Genomic DNA, 26,419 nt, shown 5'->3' on the forward strand with positions numbered 1-26,419 from the left:
ATTCTGCTTGTTTTCCTACAATTATATGGACACAACTAGAAATGGACAAAAAAAGAACGAATCATTCTTGACTCGCTCTTTCTTTCCACTTGTTTTTCGTTGCCTCTCCTCCACGAATATGACGTACGGCTTTATGGTAGGCGAGAATCTCTTTAACTTGATCGGCTAATCCTTCATGAATTGTTGGTAATCGCTCTGTTAAATCTTTGTGCACCGTACTTTTTGAATAACCTGTCATTTTCGCGAGGACACGCACAGTTTCACGCGTCTCAATCAATAATTCACCGAGGCGTATGCAGCGCTTCCGAATGTGCTCGTGCACGTTCTTCGTCCTTTCCACACAATTTCACAAAATGGCTTTGGCATCAGATGCACGTCTGCGCATTTCTTCACCTTATGTGAGGACAAAGCTATTCAGAACACGTTTTGCACTTTCTCGTTAAATTGCTGACTTTTTTAAAATCCTAGGAATTTTTTCGGGTTTACGTATTTACCGTTTTCTAGTACTTCAAAATGCATGTGAACGCCGGCTGCTTGATTCCACTCATTGTCAGTCGCTTTGCCAAGTGCCTGACCTTGTGTCACTTCATCGCCTTCTTTCACAACAATATCTTTCACAGAGCTATAATGTGTTTGCTTACCATCTGCGTGCTCTAGAACGATTTTATTGCCTGTGAATGCATCTAGTTTTACTTCTAGTACTTTACCACTTAGCGCAGCAACTACTTCGAATTCTTCTCCATTCATAGCAAGAGAAATACCTGATGAAGTTGTAAATGTTTGATTAAATACCATTAGTGCATTTTCACGTGACTCTTCATTGGCTTCAACTTCATAAAATTCCTGTGAAACTTGTACTTTACTAAGCTCAGCTTCCTTGAATGGATACTTCATTGTTTCTGTTTTTGCATTTGTTTCAACTACTGGACCTGGGTCTACTTGTGCTAGATCTGGTAACGGCGCCTCTTCTTTCGATACAAGACTGTTGTAACCGAATAAAATACCTGCTAACATTAACGCACCACCCGCGTATACCGCCGGCCAAAACCAAGGTTTTTTCTGCAATTGTCCTTTTTCATTTTGAGAAGTTTTACTATTTTTATCCTCTCTCATTTTCATCACCTCTAGTTGCAGTGTGAACAACTAGAAGCTATTTTAAACATGCATCTATTTTTTTTATCTCAATTTGTTGATAATAATAGTGTAAAATTTCAGAGGCGGTCTTTCCCTCGCTTGCCATCGCATCGGCACCGTACTGACTCATACCTACTCCATGACCATATCCTTTAGTAGCTACTTGAACCTTCCCAGCTTTTGCATTATAGGAAATCTTAAAATCTGTTGATGGTAATTGTAAGAGTGTTCGAATCTCTCTCCCTGACCAAACATTTTTCCCTAACTGTAACCGGTCAACACGACCCGACTCATTTAGAAACAATTGAATACGACTAAAATCGGACGCTTGCCATTTATTTGACCACAAAGCATTCCATTCTGCCAACGTCCATTCTTTTATAGTTGCAAACTTAGGAGAAGCTTCGTCGGACATACTTGCAACACTTTGTAAATATGGCAAGTCATTACCACTGTAGCCATAGGCACTTTCCGTTTGGCCATTACTCGTCGAATGGAACATCGCCGTAATTAATTCATTATTATATAGAAGTACTTGTCCTTCTGTTTCTGTGATAGCTTCGACAATTTTCTTTTCATTTCCCGGGAAATTGCTAGTCCAATTAGCTTTTCTTTGTTCTTTATTGTAATAAACTTGCCTCGCAACAGTAGGTGCAATAGCATTCTTGCCGTAATTTGTCGTTTTTAGAGCATATGTCCTCGCTGCAATGGCTTGCGCTTTTAATGCCTCCTTATTAAAGGACACAGGCATTTCTGCAGCGACAACACCAACTATATACGTTTCTAAAGGAATTTTATCCTTTTGTCCCTCCACTTCTATGAATATTTCACAGGCATTTTCGGTCTTTTGTAGAGAGTCGTGCGCAATGTCATCCGTTCGTCTCTCACTGAATGCAACAGGAAGTATATATAATGCACCAATTAAACAAATAACGCCAATACTCATTATCCAATTTTTCATAAGGAATAATATGCGAGCGCTCTTTAAATTATGAGCGTTATGGTGAGGGATTTTGCTTTGCACCAAGGGGATTGCTTTGCTCCGCGGGATTATCGCTCTGTTCCGCGGGATTACCTCTCTACTTCGCGGGATTATTGCTTTGTTCCGCGGAAACATCCCTCTGCTTCGCGGGATTATTGCTTTGTTCCGCGGAAATATCCCTCTGCTTCGCGGAATTACCTCTCTGCTTCGCGGGATTCTCTCTCTGCTCCGCAGGATTCCAACATTGCTCCGCGGAAATATCCCTCTGCTTCGCGGGATTCCAACCTTGTTCCGCGGGATCCGCTGCGCTGCGGCATTGATTCCTTTGCTTTATACAAAAACCCCACTTTCCTTTTGATAAGCAAAGTGGGGTTTTAGAGTTAGTTTGCTGGTAATTCTAGTGTAGTTTCTTCTTTTGGTGCAACATCCATTGATGTGATTCGTTCAATATTTGCGCCTAGTGATGCTAGTTTCGCATGGAAGTCTACGTAGCCGCGGTCTAGGTGATGAAGCTTAGTTACTCGCGTCATGCCTTCTGACACAAGGCCAGCTAAAATTAGTGCAGCCGCTGCTCGTAAATCTGTTGCCATAACCTCAGCTCCCTGTAGGTCTACAGGCCCTTCGATAAACACAGAGCGTCCTTCAATTTTAGCACCGGCATTCATGCGGCGGAACTCTTCCACATGCATAAAGCGGTTTTCAAAAACAGTTTCTGTAATGATACTCGTACCTTCAGCAGTTAACATTAAGGCCATCATTTGTGATTGCATATCGGTTGGGAAACCTGGATGCGGCATTGTTTTAATGTCTACGGCTTTTAAAGTTTGCGGGACTTGGACGCGAATACCTTCATCTAGCTCGGTAATTTCTACACCCATTTCACGCATTTTCGCTATTAAGGCTGTCATATGCTCAGGAACAGCATTTTCAATCGTTACATCGCCTTTTGTAATCGCAGCAGCTACCATAAATGTACCGGCTTCAATACGGTCTGGAATAATATAATGCTCTGTCCCATATAATGTGTCAACGCCTTCAATACGAATCGTATTCGTACCTGCACCGATAACACGCCCACCCATACTATTAATAAAGTTTGCAAGATCTACGATTTCAGGTTCTTTAGCTGCATTCTCAATGACTGTTGTGCCTTTTGCTAAAGAGGCAGCTGTCATGATATTTTCTGTAGCTCCAACACTTGGGAAATCTAAATACACATTCGCACCTTGTAAACGACCCTCTACCTTCGCTTCTACATAACCGTGCCCAAATGAAATTTTTGCACCCATTGCCTCAAAGCCTTTTAAATGTAATTCAATTGGACGTGATCCGATTGCACAACCACCCGGTAAAGCAACACGTGCAAAGCCATTTCGTGCAAGTAATGAACCCATTACTAAAATAGATGCACGCATTTTACTGACAAATTCAAATTGAGCTTCACTTGAAAGTTCCTTTGTTGCGTCTATATATACAGTATTGTCTTCTGGTATATATGTAACATCAGCGTTTAGACTTTTTAGTACTTCATTTATGGTATAAACATCTGCTAAGTTAGGGACTTCTTTAATTACATTTTCTCCTTTTGAAGCAAGTAAAGCTGCCGCCAGGATTGGTAACACTGCATTTTTTGCGCCCTCTACACGAACTTTTCCCTGTAGCTTTTGGCCGCCAGTCACTATAATTTTATCCACCTTACGTCCCTCCGAATTCAATCTCTTAACCTATCAAAATTTATTTTAAAAAAAGATGTATAATGTCATAATCAGTAAACAAACAACTCTATAGTACAACTTTTCACACGCTCGTTCAAGCGTCCAAATCACTATTTTAAGGCATTTATTGATATTTTGCTATTTATTTATTGTACGCATGAATATTTTTTTTGTGAATGACCAATAACACGGGAAAATATGTTAATTTTTCTAATACATATCATTGTTCATCGACAATATATATCCGTTTATGCGACTTATTAAACCTCTTTTGAACATACTTCAAAGGACCACATAAGTTATCTTATGAAGCCCTTTGAAATATGCACGTATTACGTTACGCATCGATCAGCGATAAATATAACTCGCTAATCTAAAATAAGTACGGAAGTTTTCCAGACCAGCTTGAAATCTGTAAAAAGAAATTAGAAACTGCAGTACCTATTGCAATACTCAACAAAATATAAATTAACTGTATTTGAAACACTTTATTTTTCTTGAACAGTTTTTCTAACATGAAGGCTTGCAAAGCGTAAAATGTGATAGCAATAAAAAATAGATGCGATAAAATACCCATTAAAGCTTCTTGGCCTACTGCTTCATAAATTTCCACATCATGTTCCTCCATTTAAAAAACGGGCAGATATTGAATCTGCCCGTTAAAAATTGAATTAGATATTACCCTCATGAACGTTGATACGATTCAACGCACGTTTTAATGCTAGGTCAGCACGTTTGAAATCAATGTTATCTTGTTTGCTTTGAATTCGTCCTTCAGCACGTTTAACGGCTTCTTTAGCACGTTGAACATCGATATCTTCAGCAATTTCAGCAGAAGGTGCTAAAATTGAGATTTTTTCTGGACGAACTTCAATGAAACCACCGCTTACAGCAACAACTTCTGTAGAACCGTCTTCTTTTTTAAGCTTCACTGCACCAATTGCAAGTGGAGCGACCATTGGAATATGGCCAGCAAGAACACCGATTTCACCTGAAGTTGTTTTCGCGATTACCATTGATACTTCAGAATCGTATACTGGGCCGTCGGGAGTGACAATATTGACTGTAACTGTCTTCATATTTTTTCCTCCTCGTCCCTAGTATTAAACCTCTACGCCCATGCTTTTCGCTTTTTCAACTACTTCATCAATTGAACCTACTAAACGGAAAGCATCTTCTGGTAGGTGATCGTATTTACCTTCAAGGATTTCCTTGAATGAACGAACCGTTTCTTTAACAGGAACGTAAGAACCTTTTTGTCCAGTGAATTGCTCCGCAACGTGGAAGTTTTGAGATAAGAAGAATTGAATACGACGAGCACGTTCAACTGTTTGTTTATCTTCGTCAGATAACTCATCCATACCTAAGATAGCAATGATATCTTGTAATTCGCGGTAACGTTGGATTGTACGTTGTACGCCAGTTGCTACTGCGTAGTGCTCAGCGCCTACGATTTCTGGTGATAATGCACGAGAAGTCGAAGCTAATGGGTCAACCGCAGGGTAGATACCCATTTCAGATAATTTACGCTCAAGGTTAGTAGTTGCATCTAAGTGGGCGAAAGTTGTAGCTGGAGCCGGGTCAGTATAGTCATCGGCTGGTACATAGATCGCTTGAATAGAAGTTACAGAACCTTTGTTAGTAGATGTGATACGCTCTTGTAATTTACCCATTTCAGTTGCAAGTGTTGGTTGGTAACCTACCGCAGAAGGCATACGACCTAATAGGGCAGAAACCTCAGAACCTGCTTGTGTGAAACGGAAGATATTGTCGATGAATAAAAGTACATCTGCACCTTGCTCATCACGGAAGTATTCCGCCATTGTAAGACCAGTTAAAGCTACACGCATACGTGCACCTGGTGGCTCGTTCATTTGACCGAATACCATCGCAGTTTGCTTGATAACGCCTGAATCGCTCATCTCGAAGAATAAGTCGTTCCCTTCACGAGTACGCTCACCTACACCAGCGAATACAGAGATACCTGAATGCTCTTGTGCGATGTTATTGATTAATTCTTGGATTAATACAGTTTTACCTACACCGGCACCACCGAATAAACCGATTTTACCACCTTTAATATATGGTGCTAATAAGTCTACTACTTTGATACCTGTTTCAAGGATTTCAACAGAAGTTGAAAGCTCATCGAAAGATGGTGCTTCGCGGTGAATTGAATCACGACGAACATCAGCTGGAATTTCTTCACCTAAGTCGATTACTTCTCCTAATACGTTGAATACACGACCAAGAGTCACTTCACCAACTGGTACTGAGATAGCTTTTCCTGAATCTGTTACTTCTGCTCCACGTTGTAAGCCATCAGTAGATGACATTGCAATTGTACGAACAGAATCATCACCTAAATGAAGTGCAACTTCTAATGCAAGAGTTGTTGGTTCTTCATTAGGACGTTCAATCTTAACTGTTAATGAGTTATAGATTGCTGGTAATTGGCCATTGTTGAATTTTACGTCAACAACCGGACCCATTACTTGAATAACTTGTCCTTTATTCATTACTGTGTACCCTCCTATCGTATTCTTATACGACATTGGTGAGCTGCGCCTATTCTAAGGCTGCAGCCCCACCAACGATTTCTGTAATTTCTTGTGTAATCGCTGCTTGACGCGCACGGTTATATTGCAATGATAGGTCTGAAATAAGATCAGATGCATTATCAGTCGCATTTTTCATGGCAGTCATACGAGAAGCATGTTCACTTGCTTTTCCGTCTAATAATGCACCGTAAATTAGGCTTTCCGCATATTGTGGAAGTAATACTTCAAGAATTGCTTCACCAGATGGCTCGAATTCATAAGAAGCATTGTTGCTTGTAGGTGCAATATCTGTTAATGGAAGAAGTTTTTTCTCTGTCACTTCGTTTGCGATAGCGCTCACAAAGTGATTGTAGTACATATAAAGCTCATCATACGTACCGTCAATGAACATACCAACAGCATTACGAGCGATTTCTTTAATATCAGCGAATGATGGTTGGTCAGGAAGAGCAACTACACTGCTAATAACATTATGATCACGTTTCACAAAGTAATCACGAACAACACGACCTACTGCTAACACCACGTATTCGTCTTTTGATTTATGACGCTCGTCGATTGTACGTTGCACTTGGCGTAGGATACTTGAGTTGTAAGCACCTGCCAGTCCACGGTCTGAACCAATAACTAAGTAAGCTGTTTTCTTCACAGGACGAGCAGTTAACATTGGATGTCCACTGTCTTTTGTACCTGATGCGATAGCGCCTACTACGTCTTGAATTTTTTCCATGTAAGGAACGTAAGCTTTAGCGTTTTGCTCTGCACGACGTAACTTTGAAGAAGAAACCATCTGCATCGCTTTCGTAATTTGTTTCGTGCTCTTTGTTGAATTTATACGACCTTTAATTTCGCGTAAATTTACCACTGGTATTTCACCACCTTTTGTTTTTTAATCAAACGACTAACTATGTTACTTATTCTGATTTAGCGAAAGTTTTTTTGAACTCAGTTAAAGCTGCAACGTATTCCGCATCAGGAGCAAGTTCTTTAGTAGTACGAACATGATCTAAAACGTTTGTGTGGTTAGTATCTAACCAGCTTAAGAATTCAGATTCAAAACGAACGATATCTTGAACTGGAATATCATCTAAGTGACCTTTAGTTAATGCATAAAGGATCGCAACTTGTTTTTCAACTTTAAGTGGTTTGTTAAGGTCTTGTTTAAGAACTTCAACCGTACGTTTACCACGTTCAAGTTTAGCAAGTGTAATTTTATCTAAATCTGAACCGAATTGAGCGAAAGATTCAAGCTCACGGAATGCAGCTAAGTCAAGACGTAGTGTACCCGCAACTTTTTTCATCGCTTTAATTTGAGCAGATCCACCTACACGTGATACAGAAAGACCGGCGTTAATCGCTGGACGTACACCTGAGTTGAATAAGTCAGATTGTAAGAAAATTTGACCATCAGTGATTGAGATTACGTTAGTTGGGATGTATGCAGAGATATCCCCAGCTTGTGTCTCAACGAATGGAAGAGCTGTGATAGAACCATTTTGATATGTTTCATTTAACTTCGCAGCACGTTCTAATAAGCGGCTGTGTAAGTAGAAAACGTCACCAGGGTATGCTTCGCGACCTGGAGGACGGCGAAGAAGAAGTGAAAGTTCACGGTAAGCTGATGCTTGTTTAGAAAGATCATCATACACGATTAATACGTGTTTACCTTGTAGCATGAATTCTTCTGCCATAGATACACCAGCGAATGGTGCTAAGAATAATAATGGAGCTGGTTGAGAAGCAGAAGCTGTCACAACGATTGTATAATCTAAAGCGCCATGTTTACGAAGAGTTTCTACTACACCACGTACAGTAGATTCTTTTTGACCAATTGCAACATAGATACAGATCATGTTTTGGTCATTTTGGTTAAGGATTGTATCGATTGCTACAGATGTTTTACCAACTTGGCGGTCACCAATGATTAACTCACGTTGACCACGACCGATTGGTACAAGTGCGTCAATCGCTTTGATACCAGTTTGTAATGGTTCATGTACTGATTTACGAGCCATTACACCGAAAGCTGGGCTTTCGATAGGACGAGTTTTTGTTGTGTTGATTGGACCTTGTCCATCCACTGGTTGACCTAGTGGGTTTACAACACGGCCAATTAGTTCTTCACCAACTGGTACTTCCATAATACGACCTGTACGACGAACTTCATCGCCTTCTTTGATGTCTGAATATGGACCTAAGATTACGATACCTACGTTACCTTCTTCTAGGTTTTGAGCCATACCCATAACACCGTTAGAGAACTCTAAAAGCTCTCCAGCCATGGCGTTGTCGAGGCCATGAGCAAGAGCGATACCGTCACCAATACGGATAACTGTACCAACTTCGCTTACTTTAAGTTCAGATTCATAATTCTCAATCTGTTGTTTAATCAGACTGCTGATTTCTTCAGCCTTGATGCCCATGTATGTCACCTCTCACATTTCTAAATTATTAACCGATTAATTCACGTTTTAGACGCTCTAGCTTGTTAGCTACTGAGCTATCATAAATATGGTTACCGATTTGAACACGAATACCACCCAATAATGATGGATCAATTTCGTTTGTAATGTTTAATGATTGTTTCCCAACAAGTTGAGCGAATGCTGCAGAAATTTTAGCGCTTTCTTCAGCAGAAAGTTCACGTGTTGAGAATACAGTTGCATCTGCAGAACCTTGTGCTTGTGCAGCAAGCTCAGCATATGCATCAGCAATTAGCTTCACTTCGTTTACACGCTTTTTATCAACAAGAAGTTGAACAGTGTGTAAAACTTCTGGCGTTGCACTTGCAAAGATTTCAGCTACCATTTGTTTCTTACGTTCGATAGAGAACTTAGGTGCGTTTAACAGTGTTAAAAAATCAGGAGATTGTGTAACAACTTTTGTTAACTCGTTTAAGTCTGCCCCTACTTCAGCAAGAATATTTTTTTGTTGTGCAATTTCAAATAGAGCTTGAGCGTATCGCTTTGCTACAGTTGAATTACTCATTGAGCTTCCCCTGCCTTCGCAATCGTCTCTTCAATTAGAGCACGGTTGTCTGCCTCAGAAATCTCTTTGCTAAGGACTTTAGATGCTGCAAGTACAGATAATGAAACGACTTCATCACGTACAGCTTTGATAGCTTTTTCTTTTTCAGACTCGATTTCACGTAAAGCCGATTCTTTTAAGCGGTTAGCTTCATTGCGAGCTGCTGTAAGAATTTCTTCTTTTTGCGCTTCGCCTTGCTTCTTAGCACCCTCAACAATCGATTGTGCTTCCGTACGAGCTTCTTTAAGAAGGCTTTTTTGTTCTTCTAAAAATTTGTGCGAATCTTTGCGCGCTTTTTCAGCTGCTTCGATCTCACTTGCTACTAATTCTTCACGTTGTTGCATGATGCCCATTAATGGACCCCAAGCGAACTTTTTAAGAAGAAGCATTAGTACTAAGAAGATAACTAATGTTGCAACGACGTCACCACCGTTAAACTTACTTTCAGCAGCGGCAAGTACAAGATTATCTAAAAACACGATTGTTTCACTCCCTTCAAGAGCTTTAACTTCCACATAATAATTTGTATTACTAAAAAAACTTACCTATTTTAAAAAGCTATATTTGCACATAGCTTTTATCAGTTCCAAAATGAAGGGCGAAGTTTCATCTGGAGAATCCTGCTTCGCCACTAGTAAAATTCAGTATACAACTGAATTATTTGTTCATTACGATGAATGCTACTACTACTGCGATGATCGGTAATGCTTCTACTAACGCAACCCCGATGAACATAGTAGTTTGAAGAACGCCACGAGCTTCTGGTTGGCGAGCGATACCTTCAACTGTTTTTGATACGATAAGACCGTTACCAATACCTGCACCAAGTGCACCTAAACCGATTGCGATTGCTGCTGCTAATAAACCTAATGAACCTGTCATTTTAAAATTTCCTCCTTGGAATTGTTTGTTTTTTTGGTTCAAGCATAAAATTTATGCTTTATATTAATGGTCATCGCTCACTTTATGAGCCATGTATACCATTGTTAACATTGTGAAGATAAAGGCTTGGATAAAGCCGATGAAAATAGAGAAACCTTGCCATGCCATCATAGGAACAATTGCACCTACGAAACCGAATGGACTTGATACAGCTAAACCTGCGATTAACGCAAGTAAAATTTCACCTGCATAAATGTTACCGTAAAGACGCAGACCTAATGTTAACGTGTTCGCGAACTCTTCGATAATTTTTAGCGGGAACATGAATGACATCGGCTTGAAGAACGTACCAACATAATGGCCTGTACCCTTCATTTTGATACCATAGTATTGTGTTAATACTAAAATCATTGCTGCAAGAGTCATTGTAACCGTTGGGTCAGCTGTTGGCGATTTCCACCAAAGTTCGTGGTCATAGACGATAGAGAATGGAAGACCTAATAAGTTAGATACTGCGATAAACATAATAAGTGTGATACCTAGAATGTGGAATCGACCACCCGTTTTCCAGTCCATGTTGCTTTGAATGATATTCTTTACGAAATCCATAATCCATTCCATAAAGTTTTGCATACCAGTTGGTTTTAACTTTAAGTTTCTAGTTGAAATAACCGCGATTAAAAATACGACTATAGCAGCTACTAGTAACATCATAACTGTTGATAAGTTAAATGTTAAAAAACCAATGGTTACTAACGGAGCTTCATGATTCATTGTTATTTTTCACCTCTCTTTCTAATAAAGCACATTAGTGGTTCCTTACATGAGATACAATTCTCTCGACAAAGAGAACAACGTACGGAATCATTAGCCCTATGACCGTGCTAATTAAGTGAAAATAGTTTGGCAACGAAATGGCTATAGCGACTGCCGCTACACCTGATCCAAAACGAAGTGCTGTACCAAGTGACCCTATTTTCTTCCCTTCACTAATGGAACGATCAAACTTCTCCATACGGCGAACTAAAATCCAAAAATTATACGTACCAAAAAATGCACCGATTGCGATGCCCGCAAAAACTGTTTGAAAGGACGTAAAGCCCCAGCCTAATGCGCAAAGTGCGAGCAAAAAAAATAACGCTCTCTTCTGCACAGCAAAAATGTGATGCAAATCTAGCATTGGTTTGTAGTCTCCTGAATCATTTTTTCGAGTAAAGAAAACGTTTGCTGACCACTTTGTGAAATCAGAAAAGAGCAGTGAAAAACACTACTCACAGCGGAATAGTAACGGGAGAGTCATTTGAAATTACAGGTGTAAATTCCCAATAATGCCTTACACCCCTTACTTACTCGGTGATAAACCGAAACGCACAAAACGTTGCAAATCGACAGAGTGGTTTGTACTGTCAATTTAGTAGAAACTTGATATAACAAGTGTTTCAACGTCTATCAACGAATAGAAACCCTTATCATTCTTACCCTTTGTAAGCATACAATAGGAGATATTTGAAGTCAATTAGTAAAGGAGAAAAACTTCACAGCTACTATACTCTTGTCAAATTGTTGACAAATTTGTGTATGAAGTTTCACAAACAAGAAATATTTTTTCGAAATAATGCAAAAAAAAGCTAATTTACGACATAAATATGCTCGTAAATTAGCTTCAGATGATTTTTTAGTTCTTTTTACTTATTTTCATAAACTAAAATAGTATATTACTTGCTTTTTTGCAAAAATTCTAAGAGCGCTTCTACGATTCGTTGCGAAGCATGCCCATCTCCATATGGATTTGAGGCTTTTGCCATAGCTTCATACGCATCTTTATCCTCTAGTAATTCTTTTGCTAGCGCATAAATTGTTTCCTCTTCTGTTCCTGCTAGTTTCAAAGTTCCTGCTGCAATGCCTTCAGGACGCTCTGTCGTATCACGAAGCACGAGAACGGGCTTTCCTAATGATGGCGCTTCTTCTTGCACGCCGCCAGAATCAGTTAAAATCATGTACGAATTAGCAGCGAAGTTATGGAAATCAAATACTTCTAGTGGTTCGATTAAATGCACACGCTCATTATCGCGTAAAATTTCATTGGCAATTTCACGCACAGCCGGGTTCATATGCACTGGGTAGACAACTTGCACATCATCGTGCTCCGCTAAAATTCGCGTAATTGCTCGGAACATATGACGCATTGGCTCACCAAGATTTTCACGGCGGTGGGCTGTTAATAATATCATGCGATCGTTTGCAATTTTATCTAACACCGGATGTGTATAATGCTCACTTACCGTTGTAGCTAATGCATCTATCGCTGTATTACCCGTTACAAAAATAGTATCTGCATTTTTATTTTCATCTAATAGATTTTTCTTAGATACTTCTGTTGGTGCAAAGTGTAAATCAGCCATAACACCTGTTAACTGACGGTTCATTTCTTCAGGGTAAGGTGAATATTTATTCCATGTACGCAGACCAGCTTCAACATGACCAATGGCAATTTGATTATAAAATGCTGCTAAGCTCGCGATAAATGTTGTAGCCGTATCGCCATGCACTAACACAATATCAGGTTGCGCTTCTTTCATGACTTTATCTAAACCTTGTAATGCATTCGTTGTCACATCAATTAATGTTTGACGATCCTTCATAATGTTTAAATCGTAGTCTGGCGTAATTTTAAATGTTTCTAATACTTGGTCAAGCATTTGGCGATGTTGTGCTGTTACAGTCACGATTGATTCCACTTGCTCGGGATGCTTTTGTAATTCCAATACAAGCGGGGCCATTTTAATCGCCTCTGGTCTCGTACCGAAAATCGTCATCACTTTCCATTTTTTCGTCAAAACGATTTGCACCGTCCTTTGATTATATTGTACGTGCAATGCCTCTCAACCTGTATGAAGAGATGGCATAATTGCCTAAACATACTATGAAACGTCCTTCAGTACTGAAGGACGCTTTTAAGTGCTATAAAGTTGCTGTTAGATAAATGCTACTTTGGCAAGCAATAATATTATTTTGTACCGAATAAACGGTCACCAGCATCACCTAGACCAGGCACAATATAACCGTGGTCATTTAACTTCTCGTCAAGTGCTGCAATATAGATGTCTACATCTGGATGCTCATCTTGAATTACTTTTACACCTTCTGGCGCAGCAATTAAGCACATAAATTTAATGCTTTTCGCACCGCGTTTTTTAAGTGAATTGATAGCTTCTACTGCAGAACCGCCTGTAGCAAGCATTGGGTCTACGATGATGAAATCGCGCTCTTCAACATCTGCTGGTAGTTTTGCGTAATACTCAACTGGTTTTAATGTTTCAGGGTCACGGTAAAGACCGATATGCCCAACTTTTGCAGCTGGAATTAGTTTTAATACGCCGTCGACCATGCCGATTCCTGCACGTAAAATCGGTACAATGGCAAGTTTTTTACCAGAAAGAACTTTTGTTTTCGCGATCGTTACTGGTGTTTCAATTTCAATTTCTTCTACAGGCATTTCTCGTGTAATTTCGAACGCCATTAATGTTGCGACCTCATCTACTAGCTCACGAAATTCTTTTGTTCCTGTATTTTTATCACGAATATAAGTTAACTTATGTTGAATTAGTGGATGATCAAATACGTATACTTTGCTCAAAGTGGTTCTCTCCTAACCGTTCGGATTCATTTTTATCTCAACTAGTATAACAGAAAAAAGGAACTGTCTCAAAAATAAATTCGAGATGTTCCCTTTTCTAGTGTGTTTGCTACAAATAAAAGCAAATTAGACGTCAAGTATCGTATTTAGCTGCTCAATTGACATCGGTTTATAATAGAAGTAACCTTGTCCTACTTTACAACCTAGCGCACGTAATATTTCTACTTGCTCCTCGTTTTCAATTCCTTCCGCAACGGATGTCATGCCTAAATTTAAAGCTAATTGAATAATTGAACGAACAATCGCCAATGTCGCAGCATCATTAATATCATTAATAAAGCTACGATCTATTTTCAACTCTGTAAACGGCAATCTTTGCAAATAACTAAGCGATGAAAATCCTGTTCCAAAGTCGTCCACCGATGTTTTAAAGCCGAAACTCTTTAATTCTTGAATAATACCAAAAGCGGTTTGAAAATCGACTAAGCCGATATTTTCCGTCACTTCTAAAATGATATTACTTGGATCAATCATATATTTTTCAACTAATTGCCGAATATCTTTTACAAAATGAGGATAATAAAAATGGTCTGGTGATATATTGACCGCAACTTTTACTAGCTTCTTCCCTAATCGTTGACGCTCGGCTAGCCACGCAAGGACAATTTCTAATATTTGAATATCAATTTCACGTACTTTGCCAGCATTTTCAGCGACAGGAATAAACATTGCCGGAGATACGAATCCAAGAATAGGCGATTGCCAACGAGCTAGCGCTTCAATACTTTGAATTTCACCCGTTCTTAAGTCCACTTTTGGTTGTAGATTAACAGTTATCTCTTTATTTTTGAGTGCTTGTGATAAATGGCTTAGCACCGTCATCTGTTGCTCTAATAAATCATTGCGTTCCTTTGTAAATATCTCCATATGCGTTCCAGGTTTATTGGCTGCAAAAGATAGTGCATTGTCTGCAAATCTGATGGCATCGGCAATTTTAATATTGTGATCAAAGTAAGAGACACCCGTCTTTAATGTAATGTAAAGTTGTTTATCATTAATAGTAAATGGTTGTCGTGTTAATTCTTTTATTCGCATTTCATAATCATTTAACGAGTCATCGGCGGTTATTTGCGAAATAATCAGACTTGAACTTGTGAATCTAGCAATATACTCCGGCAAGTCATTCCCCTGTTCTAGAAGACGGTTAGCAACTTGTCTCAACAACTCGTCTCCAGCTTCTCGACCATACAATTCAACTACTTGATGAAATTCACTAGGTTTAATAATTTTGATAAAGCCACATTGCCCGTGCTGTACTTCCTGTTGAATTTTATTTAAAAAGCTATGGCGATTCGGCAAGCCAGTCGACATATCGTTATATGCTAAATCCCATATTTTTTTCTGTGTTTTCGCATACGTATGCGCCAATGCTACAAGTGCACCTATTTTTTGAAACATAGTGTGAAAAAAAGCGCTGTCATTCGCAAAGTGTGAATATATCGCAAAAAATCCGATTGCTTGTTGTTGTTGATTATGGATAGGTACAAACCACCCTAAGTGGTTATTTGTCATGCTAGATAAATCTTTGTAATCGGTTAAAGAAGCAAGCTCTTCGAGATTTTCTGCAATGATTGGTTGTTGTTGTTGCATCACTTTATGATAAAAATCATTCATCTCGCAAATTTGTGGTGCATGCTCTCGATTACTACTTGATGTAAATACTTGGAATTGATTGGATTCTGTTTTAATAAGTATAGAACTAACAACATATGGCATGAAAAATTCATCTATTTTACTACAAATAGTGTCCATTTTTTTATTAAATGGAGCGTCCTTTTCAATTGCCTCATACACGGCTTTTTCTAATTGCGTTAAAAAATCTTCCGTATGATAATATGTAATATCCTTCACCAGCACTAACACAAATAATGTTTCATTATCATTATTTTGAAAAGGAAGGGTTTGCATTTCTGCCCAAAAGGGTTGCTTGTCAAAGCGTTGGTGATGCAACTTTGTTGTTACCATCGCTCCGCTATGTATTTTCTCTTTAATCATGTCTACTGTTGCCGTCTGTAAGTCATTTGAAAGCATCGTAAAATAATCTTTATTTAAAATTTCAGAACGTAGTGTGTTAGTAAGCATGCAAAAAGCATTATTACATTCTACTATTAAATGCGATTTAGCATCTAAAATAATATAGCTTTCTTTAGACTGTTCACCTAAGTTACGAATTGTCGTTAATAAGATATTATTTTGTCTGTCCATAGATTTAGAAACCATCCAACCCCTCCCGTCTCATCCATTAACTGTTCCTCTTTATATTGTACATAAAAAATTCGTTAAATTGTCACTTTTGTAAAAAAACAATCTTTTTAAGGACATCAATTGTCCTTATACAATATAATACACCTTTTTATTTAATATATATGTAAAAAAAACCAAAAATAATATTAATTTATTTATATGGTAGCAAAAAAGATATATTTTTCAGTTTTTTATGGAGAGCGAAGCAATCGAGGATTTTGCTCTAACGGGGATGTCCGCTACGACGGTACTTACCTAAGCTGCAACACCTTTGTCACTATTTATTAGTGACTTTCTTCTATATAAGGTAAACAATTAAAAGCTGTGCCTAAAGCAAATATACTCTTTAGACACAGCTATATTAATCTAGCATATTATGCGTATAATGGGTGTTTGTCAGTTAAAGCAATCACACGCTCTTTTGCTTGTGCTTTCACAGCTTCATCTTCTGGATTTTTAAGAACAGCTGCAATAATTGCGCCAACTTCTTTCATATCTTCTTCTTTAAAGCCACGAGATGTAACTGCAGGAGTACCAATACGAATACCAGAAGTAACAAATGGAGATTCCGTATCGTATGGAATTGTGTTTTTGTTTGTTGTAATACCTACTTCATCCAATGCGTGCTCTGCTACTTTACCAGTTAAGCCAAGAGATTTTACGTTAAGAAGTAATAAGTGATTATCTGTACCGTTTGATACGATTTCTACACCTTCTTCGATTAACACTTCTGCTAATGCGCGAGCATTGGCTTTAATTTGTTTTGCGTACTCTTTGAATTCTGGTTGTAATGCTTCACCAAATGCTACAGCTTTTGCTGCGATAACATGCATTAATGGTCCACCTTGGATTCCTGGGAATACTGATTTATTTAATTTTTGCTCCCATTCTTTTGAAGCAAGAATTAAACCTCCACGTGGGCCACGTAATGTTTTATGTGTAGTAGATGTCACAAAATCAGCGTAAGGTACTGGTGATTGGTGCTCTCCAGCTGCTACAAGACCAGCGATGTGCGCCATATCGACCATAAAGTAAGCCCCTACTTCATCTGCGATTTCACGGAATTTAGAGAAATCGATTTCACGTGGGTAGGCAGAAGCACCCGCAACGATTAATTTTGGTTTATGCTCTAATGCTTTTTGGCGAACATCTTCATAATTGATAACATGTGTATCTTCTGTTACACCGTATTCAACGAAATTATAAAGAATACCAGAGAAGTTTACTGGAGATCCATGTGTTAAGTGACCACCGTGAGAAAGGTTCATCCCTAGAACCGTGTCGCCTGGTTGTAAAATTGTATGGTAGACAGCCATGTTTGCTTGTGCACCAGAGTGTGGCTGTACGTTTGCATATTCTGCACCGAAAATTTCTTTTACACGGTCACGTGCGATATCTTCAACTACGTCTACGTGTTCACAGCCGCCATAGTAACGTTTTCCCGGATAACCTTCAGCATATTTGTTAGTAAGAACTGAGCCTTGTGCTTCCATTACTGCTTCAGATACAAAGTTTTCAGATGCAATTAACTCGATATTCGCTTGTTGACGTTTTTTCTCTGCTAAAATCCCATCTAATACCGCTTTGTCTTGTAGTGCTAATTTTCCGTATGCCATGTTTGAAAAGCCTCCTAAGTATTATCGTTATTTACAAGTACCTCTGACAACAGAAGTAGTGTTATTTATATACAGCACGTTCGCCACCAATAAGCTTTGGACGTGTTGTTGCTATTGTGACAACTGCTTCTCCGATTGTTCGCACAGACGTACGAACTGGAACAGCTACTTCCTTTAAATGCATACCAATTAATGTTTGACCTATATCGATACCAGCCTGTGCACGTATCGCTTCTACAACAACTGCATTGTCCAATTTTGTATAGGCATACGCCGACATTGAACCTCCTGCCGTACGAACGGGTATAACGGCCACAGGTTCATAGCCAAAGCGTTCTGCAACTGAAGCTTCCATCGTTATAGCTCGATTAATATGCTCACAGCCTTGGAACGCAAGATGTAGTTGATGTTTCATTGCAAATGCTTGCAAAGGCTCAAAAATCGCATGTGCGGTTTCAAGTGCACCTGCTGTGCCAATTTTCTGACCAATCACTTCAGACGTTGAGCAGCCTACGACAAATATAGTATTTGGTCGCAACACAACTTGCTCTTCAAATTCACTGAGTAACTGAGTCAATTGCGCCTGTATTTGTTGCACAACCATTAAGCTCAGCCCCTTATTATCATATCTTTTACGATCACGACTCAATTTTAGGTAAAAGTGACAGCACTTGACTGCCACCTTTGCACCTAAAAATGTTCACGCTTATTGTTCTAATTCAGCGATTTTTTCTACGCGGCGCGTATGACGACCGCCTTCAAAATCTGTTTCAAGCCATGTTTGAGCTATTTCACGTGCAAGGCCTGGACCAATTACGCGCTCACCCATTGCTAAAATATTTGAATCATTATGGCAACGTGTTGCCTTTGCGCTAAATACATCATGTACTAATGCACAACGAATGCCTTTTACTTTGTTCGCAGCGATGGACATGCCAATCCCTGTACCGCAAATTAAAATGCCTTTATCAAATTCCCCGCTAGCAACACCTTCAGAAACTGGCTTTGCATAATCAGGATAGTCTACTGAATCCGCAGATTGTGGACCAAAATCTTCGTAGCTAATGTTTAGCTCATCTAACAGTTGCATAATCTCACGACGTAAGTTATTGCCTCCGTGATCAGAAGAAATTGCTATTCTCACTGGGTTCCCTCATTTCGAAATATAGTCAACATAAGTTTACCACTTCTATCTCAAGAATAACATGATTTTTGTTGCAATTTTATGCTGATTTCTCCTAAAAGACGAACATTTCTTGTCAAACCGTTCAAAATCGTTCATTTTTAGTAGCGTTTTCTGTGGATAATGTGAATATCCTGTTAATAAATTCGGATAATGGTTATTTGTTGTAATATTCGCTCTTCTAAAGTTTTTTTCCCTTTTCTACTACAGTGGACATACTATTGCAATATTTTTTCAAAAGACCCTATTATCGTCCAAGTAATAGCAAAGAAAAAGACTGCGGACAAGCTTTTTTTGAGCTTGTTCACAGTCTTTATTTATTATGCTTGTCTATCAAATTGTTGAATCATTTTATGAAGTGCTTCGGATTGTTTTTTCAAATCCTGTGCAAGTTGTTCCACTTGCTCAATTGCATGCGCTTGTTCTTCTGTTGCACTACTTACTTCCTGTGCACCAGCTGATGTTTCTTGAGCAATCGCCGCGACTTCTTGCGATTGTCGAGCTGTTGTTTCAATATTGTGCATTTGCTTTTCAATTAATGAAGAAATCTCTACAATCGATGTTGCCATTTCATGAACACTCGATGACATACCTTCCACAGCAGTCGTTGTTTCTGAAACGCGTGCTGCTTCTTTTGTGGCAAATGCCACTTGTTGATTCATTTGTTTCACGACAACTTCAACATTATGTTGCATTGACTGAATAAGGGACGTAATCCCTTGTACTGCTTTCGCACTTTCATCGGCTAAGCCACGAACTTCTTCTGCAACTACTGCAAAGCCTTTGCCATGTTCCCCAGCACGAGCAGCCTCAATCGATGCATTTAATGCTAGTAAATTGGTTTGCGCAGCAATGTCGCCTACTAAGCCGATAATGCGTTCCACTTGCCCAGCATTATCTTCTAACGTACGAATACTTTCTAGTGCTTCATTATTACCAGCTGCAATTTGTTGAATGCTGTTGACTAACGTTTCAATCGCTTTTGTTGTATTCGTTAAATTATGTAATATCTCTTTCGATTGCGTCGCAGACTGTTCAGCTCGTGTATTGACTTCTGTTGCCAGTGCTCGTACATCTTCAATCGCTTCTGCTGTATCTTGTACTGCCGTAGCGGATGCTTCTGCTCCTGCCGAAATATGTTTAACTGTTCCCGCAATGCCATCCGCCTTCTTTGTAGCAACAGCAGTTTCATCCGATAGTTTAATAATCGATTGATTTGTTTGTTGGAAGTTTTGATCAATACTTTCTACCATTTGTCGTAAATTTAACACCATTTGCTGGAATGCCATTGCCACTGAACGAATCTCATCATTCGTTTTTGGCATAACTACATCCTGTCCTATTTTTCCTTCTGCAACACGTGTAGCAGAATATTCAAGCTGCTGTAATGGCTTGATTAAAATAACACTGAAAATCGCAGCTAAAATACCTGACCAAGTTATCCCTAATAAATAAGTAATCACTTCGAATAGCTTACGATTGATTTCCGGGAAAAAAGTAGGTTGTACAAATTCAATGAATAGAAAACTGATGCTATAGGTGATTAGTGCAAGTATACTTACAAATAATACTAATTTAAGTCGTAAGCCAAACTGTTTCTTCATAGTGCCCCTCAATTCTTCTCAAGTATTTTTACTAACTGTTCTATTAATGCGGTTAATTCTGCAAATGTCTCTTCATAAATAGCTTTATGACCACCGTACGGATCTACAACATTTCCTAAACTACCTTCACTCGTATATTCTTTCAGTGTAAAAACTTTGTTTTCTGTGTTTGGAAAGTTTGCAATAATCGTATCTTTGTGTGCAGTTGTCATGGTTAAAATTAAATCGGCCCATTCTACTTCAGTTGTTGATAATTGGGTTGCTAAATGTTGATGTGCCATATTCGCTTCATTTAAAACTTGCTGGGCATGTACAGACATTTCAGCATTAGGCATTGCATAAATCCCAGCGGAACGAACTTGGACATCGTTTAGTTGTTTATGTTTTAAAATAACCTCAGCCATCGGACTGCGACAAGTATTCCCTGTACAAACAAATAATATATTCACACTTATCACCTTCCTTATTATTTTTGGATAGCCAGAATACTCATGATGATAAAAATAATCCCTGCCATGATTTGAATTTTATTGCCAAAAAAGACCTGACTCCTGCGTGCCACGACTAAAGCACCATATGCGCAAACAAAAGCACTCAATCCAGCACTTATAATAAAAATTGTTTTTTCTAAGTTAAGCATACCAAAAGAAACACTTACTGAAAAGGTATCTAGGCTAGCAGTCACAGCTAATAAAACAGGAGAGATGGTTATTTTTTCATTTTTTTGAGAAAATAAAAGTAAATGTAGGCCAATGCCAAAGAGCAAAATACTTGAAATCCATTGTCCCCACTCTAATAAAAAGCGCACTAAGTAGTGCCCTAATTCAAAACCGAGTAGCGGAAAAAGCATATGCAATGTAGCTGTCCACATTGCCAAAAAAAAGCGATATCTAACATTTGGAATTAAGACAAATAAACCGATGACATCAACAGACGTTAAAACACCTGCAAGAATCCCCTGCAAGAATGCACTCCTTCGCTTCCTAATATTTTATCATTTTATGCTTGGAAATACAGTATTATCATAATGCGTGCTGGGACATTTTCAATATCAAAAAAACTCATCTTTCTATAGATGAGTTTTTTTGTTTGCTTATGAAATCGCCGACAGTTCCGAGTCGTCACAGCATTATCGTGTAAACCACTTGCCACCAGCTGCTTTTTCAAGTCTATTCATAATGGCGGCACCTACACCTTCTGTTGATGTTGTAGTCGCTAAAATAATGGTAGCTTCTGTTTTATCGCAAGCACGTAACGCTTGATAAAGTGCGGCACCCATTTCTTCTTTACTTCCTGCTTCCCCGATTGAGAAAAAGTAGTCTGCTTTGAGTTGGTCAAAGCTCTCCGGTGCTAGCAGTGCTACTTTATGCTGCTGTGCTTGTAGCTGTTGGATTGCTTGCTGTACTTCGCTCTTATCACAGTCAATTAAATACACAGGTGCATTCGGCGCATAATGTGTATATTTCATGCCAGGTGCTTTCGGTGTTTCTTCCATTGCCTGCTCTATTTTAGTAGGTTGTACAACTGGACCGATAACTGCCTCTAACATTTCTTTGGTGATTCCACCCGGACGTAAAATAACTGGTGGTTCATGCGTCATATCTAGCACTGTCGATTCAAAACCAATGCCTGTTGGACCACCATCTAAAATATACGGTATGTACCCTGTTAAATCATCATTTACATGGATTGCTTCTGTCGGGCTCGGTTTACCACTGCGATTCGCACTTGGTGCAGCAAGCGGTTTGTGAATTTGCTGGAGTAATGCCAGTGCAACGGGATGATCCGGCATGCGAATGCCGACTGTTTGTAAACCGGCTGTCACACTTTCAGCCAGCACATTGGGCTTAACTGGCATAACAAGTGTCAGAGGACCTGGCCAAAATGCATCCATACATTTTCTTGCAAGCTCAGATATATGTTCTATATAAAGATGAACTTCTTCTTTCGTTCCAATATGAACAATCAATGGATTATCTGAAGGACGGCCTTTTGCTTTAAATATTTTTTTAACCGCCTCATCATTTGTTGCCACTGCACCTAAACCGTAAACCGTTTCTGTTGGAAATGCCACAACCTCTCCAGCATTCAAGATATCCACAGCTTGTGCATAAGTTGTTTGACTATTCACATTACTATCCACAATCTTACAAACGGTTTCCATATGAAAAACCTTCTTTCAATCGTTGTTTTTTTCTGAATTATCCACATTTTGTTTATAACTTATCAATAATTGTGTATAAGTTATCTGAATTTGTGCACAATTATTCGAAAAATCCTTTGATCCATTCCCAAATAAAGAATGTCACTGGTTCTTTTTCTTCTTCCTTCTCTTGCACTTTTTCCGCTGTTTCTGGTTCACAAATTGACGGGAAAATGCTACACCACCAGTTATCACCGCGCGCATCGCCAATTTTCACAACAATCGAATGGTACATATTTTGTGGATAAAACATTGCATCCTGTCTCTTAGCTGGAAATAAGTTATCCCCAAGTATCACTTGTGTACGCAATTGTGGATAATTTTCTTTTAATTGTGCCTCAATATTACTTTTTAATGTAATAAATTTATTATTATCCACAGCCGTAGTAGCACCTGCTTGCATGAATAAAGGTTTTAACTCTTTCACTAGTTGCTCTTTTTCTAGTTGATCATTGGTTGTATTGCTATTTGCTATAACGCGGATTCGAAAATCGTTTTCTTGTACTTGATTCGTAGCTTCCTTTGCAGAACCTATTAATGACGGAATATATAAAATACACAGTTGTAAAGCTATCGCTAGTATAACTAGTCTAGCAAAAGCTAGTAAAATATTTAATTTTGGAAATCTAACAATCTTGTATTCGTTTAACATAAAAATCCCTCCTTGCTCAACATTGTTGTCAAGAAGGACAATCTTTATACATCAATTTCACAAAAAACCATACGAGGTTTTCCATTAATATCTTTTTCCACGGTAACAGTCGCTTGTGGAAAACTTTCTTGGAAGAATTGTGCTACTTGCTCCCCTTGGGTATAGCCAATTTCAAGACCAATTAAAGCGGGTTTATTCATTATCACCGGGAGTTGCTGAGCTAATTTCCGATATAAAACAAGCCCGTCCTCTTCCGCAAAAAGCGCACTATGCGGCTCATGCTCCAACACAATGCTCGACATATCCTTCGCTTCTTCAAATGCAATATATGGTGGATTCGATAAAACAATATCGAATTTTTCACCAACAAGTGGGGCTGTTAAATCACCTAGACGAAAATCAATATCTGCCGCCAGTAATTGTGCATTTTTTTGTGCCGTAGCTAAAGCTGCTGCCGATAAATCCGTTGCCACTACGGAAAGCTCAGGACATTCTAGCTTCATCGAAATGGCGATAGCACCACTCCCTGTACCGATATCAGCTAGCTTCAAAGCTTTGTTAGGAAATATCCTTTTAATACGATTGCTGGTCCCTAGCACCAATTCCTCTGTTTCTGGTCTTGGGATGAGAACCGATTCATCGACTAAAAATGTACGGCCGTAAAACTCTTCGCTGCCGATACAATATTGCACAGGTCGTCCATTGGCATGTTCTTTTATCAATTGAACAAATTGTTCACATTGCTCTGCTGTTAACGTATCTTGTAAATGCAGCATCACACCTGAATAGGTAGTGCCTAATATGTGTTGCATGACAATACGAGCAGCTGTCTCTTCGCGTCCATTATCCACTAAAAAAGAAGAAGCCCAATCAAGGGCCTCCATCACATTTTTATAGGTCATCATTAAGTCGCTCTAACTTCGATGCTTGCTCTTCTAAGATTAGTGCATCGATGATTTCGTCCAGTCTACCTTCGACGATTTGATCAAGCTTTTGAATCGTTAAGCCAATACGATGGTCTGTCACACGGTTTTGTGGATAATTGTATGTGCGGATACGCTCTGAACGGTCGCCTGAACCAACTGCTGACTTACGTGTTGCATCAATTTCTTTTTGCGCTTCTTGCAAGTACATATCAGCTACACGTGCACGAAGAATTTTCATTGCTTTCTCACGGTTTTTAATTTGTGAACGTTCATCTTGCATCGATACGACAACACCTGTTGGTAAGTGGGTCATACGTACAGCAGACATCGTTGTATTTACCGATTGCCCACCTGCACCAGATGATGCAAATGTATCGACACGAATATCTTTTTCATGGATTTCAACATCTACTTCTTCCACTTCCGGTAAGCAGGCTACTGTGGCAGTTGATGTATGAATACGCCCTTGTGATTCTGTCGCTGGTACACGTTGAACACGATGCGCCCCATTTTCAAATTTGAACTTTGAATAAGCGCCTTGGCCGTTAATCATAAAGATGACTTCTTTATAGCCGCCCATTGGGTTCGGTGTTGCTTCCATAATGTCGATTTTCCAACCTTGTGTTTCTGCATAGCGAGAATACATACGGAATAAGTCCCCTGCGAAAATATTCGCTTCATCCCCACCGGCAGCTCCACGAATCTCCATAATAACGTTTTTATTGTCATTCGGGTCTTTTGGAATTAATAACACACGTAAACGTTCTTCCAGCTCTTCTTGCTGTTCTTTTAACGAGTTAAATTCTTCTTTTACCATCTCGTGCATGTCAGGGTCTTTTTCGTTATCTAACATTTCACGTGTATCTACTAGTTGTTCTTTGACGCTTTTGTATTCACGATAAGCATCAACTGTCTCCTGAATATCCGATTGTTCCTTTGAATATTCACGTAACTTTTTACTGTCATTGACAATATCCGGATCACTTAAAAGCTCATTTAGCCTTTCATAACGATCTTCTACTGCTTGTAGTCTATCAAACACGGGCTTCACCTCTAATTAGTTCATTTATCTATATTCACTAAAACGCCGCTTCCATTAAAGGTAGCGAGACACGAACGCTTTTTACTCTATTTGTCTTCACTCTGCCTGCAATACGTATAGGCGCAGTAGTCATGCATTATTTCCACTACTTAGTATAAGGAAAAATGCGCTTGTATGCTACATTTTCTTCGGTCACTACTGAAAATCATTCAGCACACTTCTATGACAGCAAATTTATAGCGGTGGGTGTGCGTGGCATTTGCGACAAACTGGATAATAAGAATCGTTACCACCAATTTTTATTTGATCGCCTGTGTAAACAGGTTTACCATTTTCATCGACACGCAAATTCATTGTTGCTTTTTTATGACAGAACCAACAAATGGTTTTCATTTCTTCGATTTTATCTGCATATGTAAGCATGTACTGACTTCCTTCAAATAATTCATTTTGGAAATCATTCTTTAGGCCAAAGCCCATCACAGGAATATCTAGTTCGTCCACGATATTCGCTAATTGTAGCACATGTGCCTTTTTTAAAAATTGTACTTCATCTACAAGCACACAGTATGGTTTCACTTCATTGTTTTTCACAAGTTCAAAAATATTCGTATCCTCATAAATCGGGATGGCTTCTTGTCGTAATCCTACTCGGCTAGAGACAAACCCTACCTCATCTCGCGTATCAAGCCCTGACGTAAACATCATGACAGGCTTTTGCTGCTCTTCATAGTTATGTGCAACTTTTAAAATTTCAATTGATTTGCCACTATTCATTGCGCCATGTTTGTAGTATAGCTGTGCCATTGTATTTTCTCCCTCCATGATTTTAGGTTTTTGAAATGCCTAGCATCCTATTATTTGACTTAACGACCATATAGGGTTGTGTTAGCTTAAGTTCATTTCAAAAATCCACTCTACCTTTGTTTTATGTTAAACGTACTGTGCTAC

General features: G+C 38.9%; 28 protein-coding genes. All 28 read right to left on the minus strand.

The window, feature by feature from the left end; translation table 11 throughout:
* Nucleotides 1-61: 61 nt before the first annotated feature.
* The 28 genes from ACIQXI_RS15395 to ACIQXI_RS15530 all read right to left on the minus strand — a co-directional run bounded on the left by ACIQXI_RS15395 (nucleotide 62) and on the right by ACIQXI_RS15530 (nucleotide 26,275).
* On the minus strand, nucleotides 62-322 hold the full coding sequence (locus ACIQXI_RS15395) for a sporulation transcriptional regulator SpoIIID (protein WP_004269485.1): 261 nt from the start codon (nucleotides 320-322) through the stop codon (nucleotides 62-64).
* A gap of 134 nt (nucleotides 323-456) precedes the next feature.
* Nucleotides 457-1,113, minus strand: a complete 657-nt coding sequence (locus ACIQXI_RS15400; protein WP_402926567.1) for a peptidoglycan DD-metalloendopeptidase family protein — start codon at nucleotides 1,111-1,113, stop codon at nucleotides 457-459.
* Nucleotides 1,114-1,150: 37 nt separating this feature from the next.
* Entirely contained in the window at nucleotides 1,151-2,095 is a 945-nt protein-coding gene (spoIID, locus tag ACIQXI_RS15405; protein WP_402926570.1) for a stage II sporulation protein D, read from the minus strand.
* 401 nt (nucleotides 2,096-2,496) lie between these two features.
* Entirely contained in the window at nucleotides 2,497-3,810 is a 1,314-nt protein-coding gene (gene murA / locus ACIQXI_RS15410; RefSeq protein WP_402926572.1) for a UDP-N-acetylglucosamine 1-carboxyvinyltransferase, read from the minus strand.
* A gap of 394 nt (nucleotides 3,811-4,204) precedes the next feature.
* On the minus strand, nucleotides 4,205-4,444 hold the full coding sequence (locus ACIQXI_RS15415; RefSeq protein ID WP_173478602.1) for a DUF1146 family protein: 240 nt from the start codon (nucleotides 4,442-4,444) through the stop codon (nucleotides 4,205-4,207).
* A gap of 58 nt (nucleotides 4,445-4,502) precedes the next feature.
* Entirely contained in the window at nucleotides 4,503-4,910 is a 408-nt protein-coding gene (locus ACIQXI_RS15420; RefSeq protein WP_173478603.1) for a F0F1 ATP synthase subunit epsilon, read from the minus strand.
* Nucleotides 4,911-4,934: 24 nt separating this feature from the next.
* Nucleotides 4,935-6,350 carry a F0F1 ATP synthase subunit beta gene (atpD, locus tag ACIQXI_RS15425; protein WP_402926575.1) on the minus strand — a complete coding sequence of 472 codons (1,416 nt, stop codon included), beginning with the start codon at nucleotides 6,348-6,350 and terminating at the stop codon, nucleotides 4,935-4,937.
* Between the two features lie 49 nt (nucleotides 6,351-6,399).
* Nucleotides 6,400-7,257 carry an ATP synthase F1 subunit gamma gene (atpG, locus tag ACIQXI_RS15430; protein ID WP_402926577.1) on the minus strand — a complete coding sequence of 286 codons (858 nt, stop codon included), beginning with the start codon at nucleotides 7,255-7,257 and terminating at the stop codon, nucleotides 6,400-6,402.
* Between the two features lie 49 nt (nucleotides 7,258-7,306).
* Nucleotides 7,307-8,815 carry a F0F1 ATP synthase subunit alpha gene (atpA, locus tag ACIQXI_RS15435; protein WP_402926579.1) on the minus strand — a complete coding sequence of 503 codons (1,509 nt, stop codon included), beginning with the start codon at nucleotides 8,813-8,815 and terminating at the stop codon, nucleotides 7,307-7,309.
* 28 nt (nucleotides 8,816-8,843) lie between these two features.
* The gene (locus ACIQXI_RS15440) at nucleotides 8,844-9,380 is read right to left on the minus strand and encodes a F0F1 ATP synthase subunit delta (RefSeq protein WP_402926581.1); all 537 of its coding nucleotides are present in this window, start codon (nucleotides 9,378-9,380) and stop codon (nucleotides 8,844-8,846) included.
* A complete protein-coding gene (atpF, locus tag ACIQXI_RS15445; protein WP_402926584.1) occupies nucleotides 9,377-9,898 on the minus strand; it encodes a F0F1 ATP synthase subunit B in 522 nt (173 codons plus the stop codon). Before atpF ends, ACIQXI_RS15440 begins: the two co-directional genes overlap by 4 nt.
* 178 nt (nucleotides 9,899-10,076) lie before the next feature.
* Nucleotides 10,077-10,301, minus strand: coding sequence for a F0F1 ATP synthase subunit C (gene atpE / locus ACIQXI_RS15450; RefSeq protein ID WP_004269474.1), 225 nt, complete (start codon nucleotides 10,299-10,301; stop codon nucleotides 10,077-10,079).
* Between the two features lie 63 nt (nucleotides 10,302-10,364).
* The gene (gene atpB, locus ACIQXI_RS15455) at nucleotides 10,365-11,075 is read right to left on the minus strand and encodes a F0F1 ATP synthase subunit A (RefSeq protein ID WP_402926587.1); all 711 of its coding nucleotides are present in this window, start codon (nucleotides 11,073-11,075) and stop codon (nucleotides 10,365-10,367) included.
* A gap of 34 nt (nucleotides 11,076-11,109) precedes the next feature.
* Nucleotides 11,110-11,481 (minus strand): ATP synthase subunit I, encoded by a 372-nt coding sequence (locus tag ACIQXI_RS15460; protein ID WP_139860289.1) that lies wholly within the window; start codon nucleotides 11,479-11,481, stop codon nucleotides 11,110-11,112.
* Between the two features lie 535 nt (nucleotides 11,482-12,016).
* Nucleotides 12,017-13,138, minus strand: coding sequence for a non-hydrolyzing UDP-N-acetylglucosamine 2-epimerase (gene wecB, locus ACIQXI_RS15465; RefSeq protein ID WP_402926589.1), 1,122 nt, complete (start codon nucleotides 13,136-13,138; stop codon nucleotides 12,017-12,019).
* Between the two features lie 170 nt (nucleotides 13,139-13,308).
* Nucleotides 13,309-13,938, minus strand: a complete 630-nt coding sequence (gene upp / locus ACIQXI_RS15470; protein WP_173478609.1) for a uracil phosphoribosyltransferase — start codon at nucleotides 13,936-13,938, stop codon at nucleotides 13,309-13,311.
* A 126-nt stretch (nucleotides 13,939-14,064) separates the two neighbouring features.
* Nucleotides 14,065-16,218, minus strand: coding sequence for an EAL domain-containing protein (locus tag ACIQXI_RS15475; RefSeq protein WP_402926591.1), 2,154 nt, complete (start codon nucleotides 16,216-16,218; stop codon nucleotides 14,065-14,067).
* 398 nt (nucleotides 16,219-16,616) lie between these two features.
* Nucleotides 16,617-17,858, minus strand: coding sequence for a serine hydroxymethyltransferase (glyA, locus tag ACIQXI_RS15480; protein WP_402926592.1), 1,242 nt, complete (start codon nucleotides 17,856-17,858; stop codon nucleotides 16,617-16,619).
* Nucleotides 17,859-17,919: 61 nt separating this feature from the next.
* Entirely contained in the window at nucleotides 17,920-18,462 is a 543-nt protein-coding gene (locus ACIQXI_RS15485) for a TIGR01440 family protein (RefSeq protein WP_402926595.1), read from the minus strand.
* A 102-nt stretch (nucleotides 18,463-18,564) separates the two neighbouring features.
* Nucleotides 18,565-19,002: a ribose 5-phosphate isomerase B gene (rpiB, locus tag ACIQXI_RS15490; protein ID WP_402926598.1), complete on the minus strand. Its 438-nt coding sequence runs from the start codon at nucleotides 19,000-19,002 to the stop codon at nucleotides 18,565-18,567.
* Nucleotides 19,003-19,361: 359 nt separating this feature from the next.
* On the minus strand, nucleotides 19,362-20,645 hold the full coding sequence (locus ACIQXI_RS15495) for a methyl-accepting chemotaxis protein (RefSeq protein WP_402926600.1): 1,284 nt from the start codon (nucleotides 20,643-20,645) through the stop codon (nucleotides 19,362-19,364).
* Between the two features lie 8 nt (nucleotides 20,646-20,653).
* Nucleotides 20,654-21,094: a low molecular weight protein arginine phosphatase gene (locus tag ACIQXI_RS15500; protein WP_402926603.1), complete on the minus strand. Its 441-nt coding sequence runs from the start codon at nucleotides 21,092-21,094 to the stop codon at nucleotides 20,654-20,656.
* A gap of 17 nt (nucleotides 21,095-21,111) precedes the next feature.
* Complete coding sequence (locus ACIQXI_RS15505) at nucleotides 21,112-21,609, minus strand: manganese efflux pump MntP (protein ID WP_402926605.1); 498 nt, start codon at nucleotides 21,607-21,609, stop codon at nucleotides 21,112-21,114.
* A 165-nt stretch (nucleotides 21,610-21,774) separates the two neighbouring features.
* The gene (locus ACIQXI_RS15510) at nucleotides 21,775-22,809 is read right to left on the minus strand and encodes an L-threonylcarbamoyladenylate synthase (RefSeq protein WP_402926608.1); all 1,035 of its coding nucleotides are present in this window, start codon (nucleotides 22,807-22,809) and stop codon (nucleotides 21,775-21,777) included.
* Nucleotides 22,810-22,909: 100 nt separating this feature from the next.
* Nucleotides 22,910-23,500, minus strand: a complete 591-nt coding sequence (locus tag ACIQXI_RS15515) for a stage II sporulation protein R (RefSeq protein ID WP_402926610.1) — start codon at nucleotides 23,498-23,500, stop codon at nucleotides 22,910-22,912.
* Between the two features lie 44 nt (nucleotides 23,501-23,544).
* Entirely contained in the window at nucleotides 23,545-24,405 is an 861-nt protein-coding gene (gene prmC / locus ACIQXI_RS15520; protein WP_402926613.1) for a peptide chain release factor N(5)-glutamine methyltransferase, read from the minus strand.
* Entirely contained in the window at nucleotides 24,392-25,468 is a 1,077-nt protein-coding gene (gene prfA, locus ACIQXI_RS15525; protein WP_402926615.1) for a peptide chain release factor 1, read from the minus strand. The genes prmC and prfA overlap by 14 nt, the downstream gene beginning before the upstream one ends.
* Nucleotides 25,469-25,702: 234 nt before the next feature.
* Nucleotides 25,703-26,275, minus strand: a complete 573-nt coding sequence (locus ACIQXI_RS15530; protein ID WP_402926618.1) for a thymidine kinase — start codon at nucleotides 26,273-26,275, stop codon at nucleotides 25,703-25,705.
* Nucleotides 26,276-26,419 lie beyond the last annotated feature (144 nt).

The organism is Lysinibacillus sp. NPDC097195 (genome assembly GCF_044762075.1).
Taxonomy (GTDB): Bacteria; Bacillota; Bacilli; order Bacillales_A; family Planococcaceae; genus Lysinibacillus.

Coding starts and splice junctions, on each gene's coding strand:
- ACIQXI_RS15400 (WP_402926567.1), bottom strand. CDS start 1,113: ATGAGAGAGGATAAAAATAGTAAAACTTCTCAAAATGAAAAAGGACAA.
- spoIID (WP_402926570.1), bottom strand. CDS start 2,095: ATGAAAAATTGGATAATGAGTATTGGCGTTATTTGTTTAATTGGTGCA.
- ACIQXI_RS15420 (WP_173478603.1), bottom strand. CDS start 4,910: ATGAAGACAGTTACAGTCAATATTGTCACTCCCGACGGCCCAGTATAC.
- atpD (WP_402926575.1), bottom strand. CDS start 6,350: ATGAATAAAGGACAAGTTATTCAAGTAATGGGTCCGGTTGTTGACGTA.
- atpA (WP_402926579.1), bottom strand. CDS start 8,815: ATGGGCATCAAGGCTGAAGAAATCAGCAGTCTGATTAAACAACAGATT.
- ACIQXI_RS15440 (WP_402926581.1), bottom strand. CDS start 9,380: ATGAGTAATTCAACTGTAGCAAAGCGATACGCTCAAGCTCTATTTGAA.
- atpE (WP_004269474.1), bottom strand. CDS start 10,301: ATGACAGGTTCATTAGGTTTATTAGCAGCAGCAATCGCAATCGGTTTA.
- atpB (WP_402926587.1), bottom strand. CDS start 11,075: ATGAATCATGAAGCTCCGTTAGTAACCATTGGTTTTTTAACATTTAAC.
- ACIQXI_RS15460 (WP_139860289.1), bottom strand. CDS start 11,481: ATGCTAGATTTGCATCACATTTTTGCTGTGCAGAAGAGAGCGTTATTT.
- ACIQXI_RS15475 (WP_402926591.1), bottom strand. CDS start 16,218: ATGGTTTCTAAATCTATGGACAGACAAAATAATATCTTATTAACGACA.
- glyA (WP_402926592.1), bottom strand. CDS start 17,858: ATGGCATACGGAAAATTAGCACTACAAGACAAAGCGGTATTAGATGGG.
- ACIQXI_RS15485 (WP_402926595.1), bottom strand. CDS start 18,462: ATGGTTGTGCAACAAATACAGGCGCAATTGACTCAGTTACTCAGTGAA.
- ACIQXI_RS15495 (WP_402926600.1), bottom strand. CDS start 20,645: ATGAAGAAACAGTTTGGCTTACGACTTAAATTAGTATTATTTGTAAGT.
- ACIQXI_RS15510 (WP_402926608.1), bottom strand. CDS start 22,809: ATGGAAACCGTTTGTAAGATTGTGGATAGTAATGTGAATAGTCAAACA.
- ACIQXI_RS15515 (WP_402926610.1), bottom strand. CDS start 23,500: ATGTTAAACGAATACAAGATTGTTAGATTTCCAAAATTAAATATTTTA.
- prmC (WP_402926613.1), bottom strand. CDS start 24,405: ATGATGACCTATAAAAATGTGATGGAGGCCCTTGATTGGGCTTCTTCT.
- ACIQXI_RS15530 (WP_402926618.1), bottom strand. CDS start 26,275: ATGGCACAGCTATACTACAAACATGGCGCAATGAATAGTGGCAAATCA.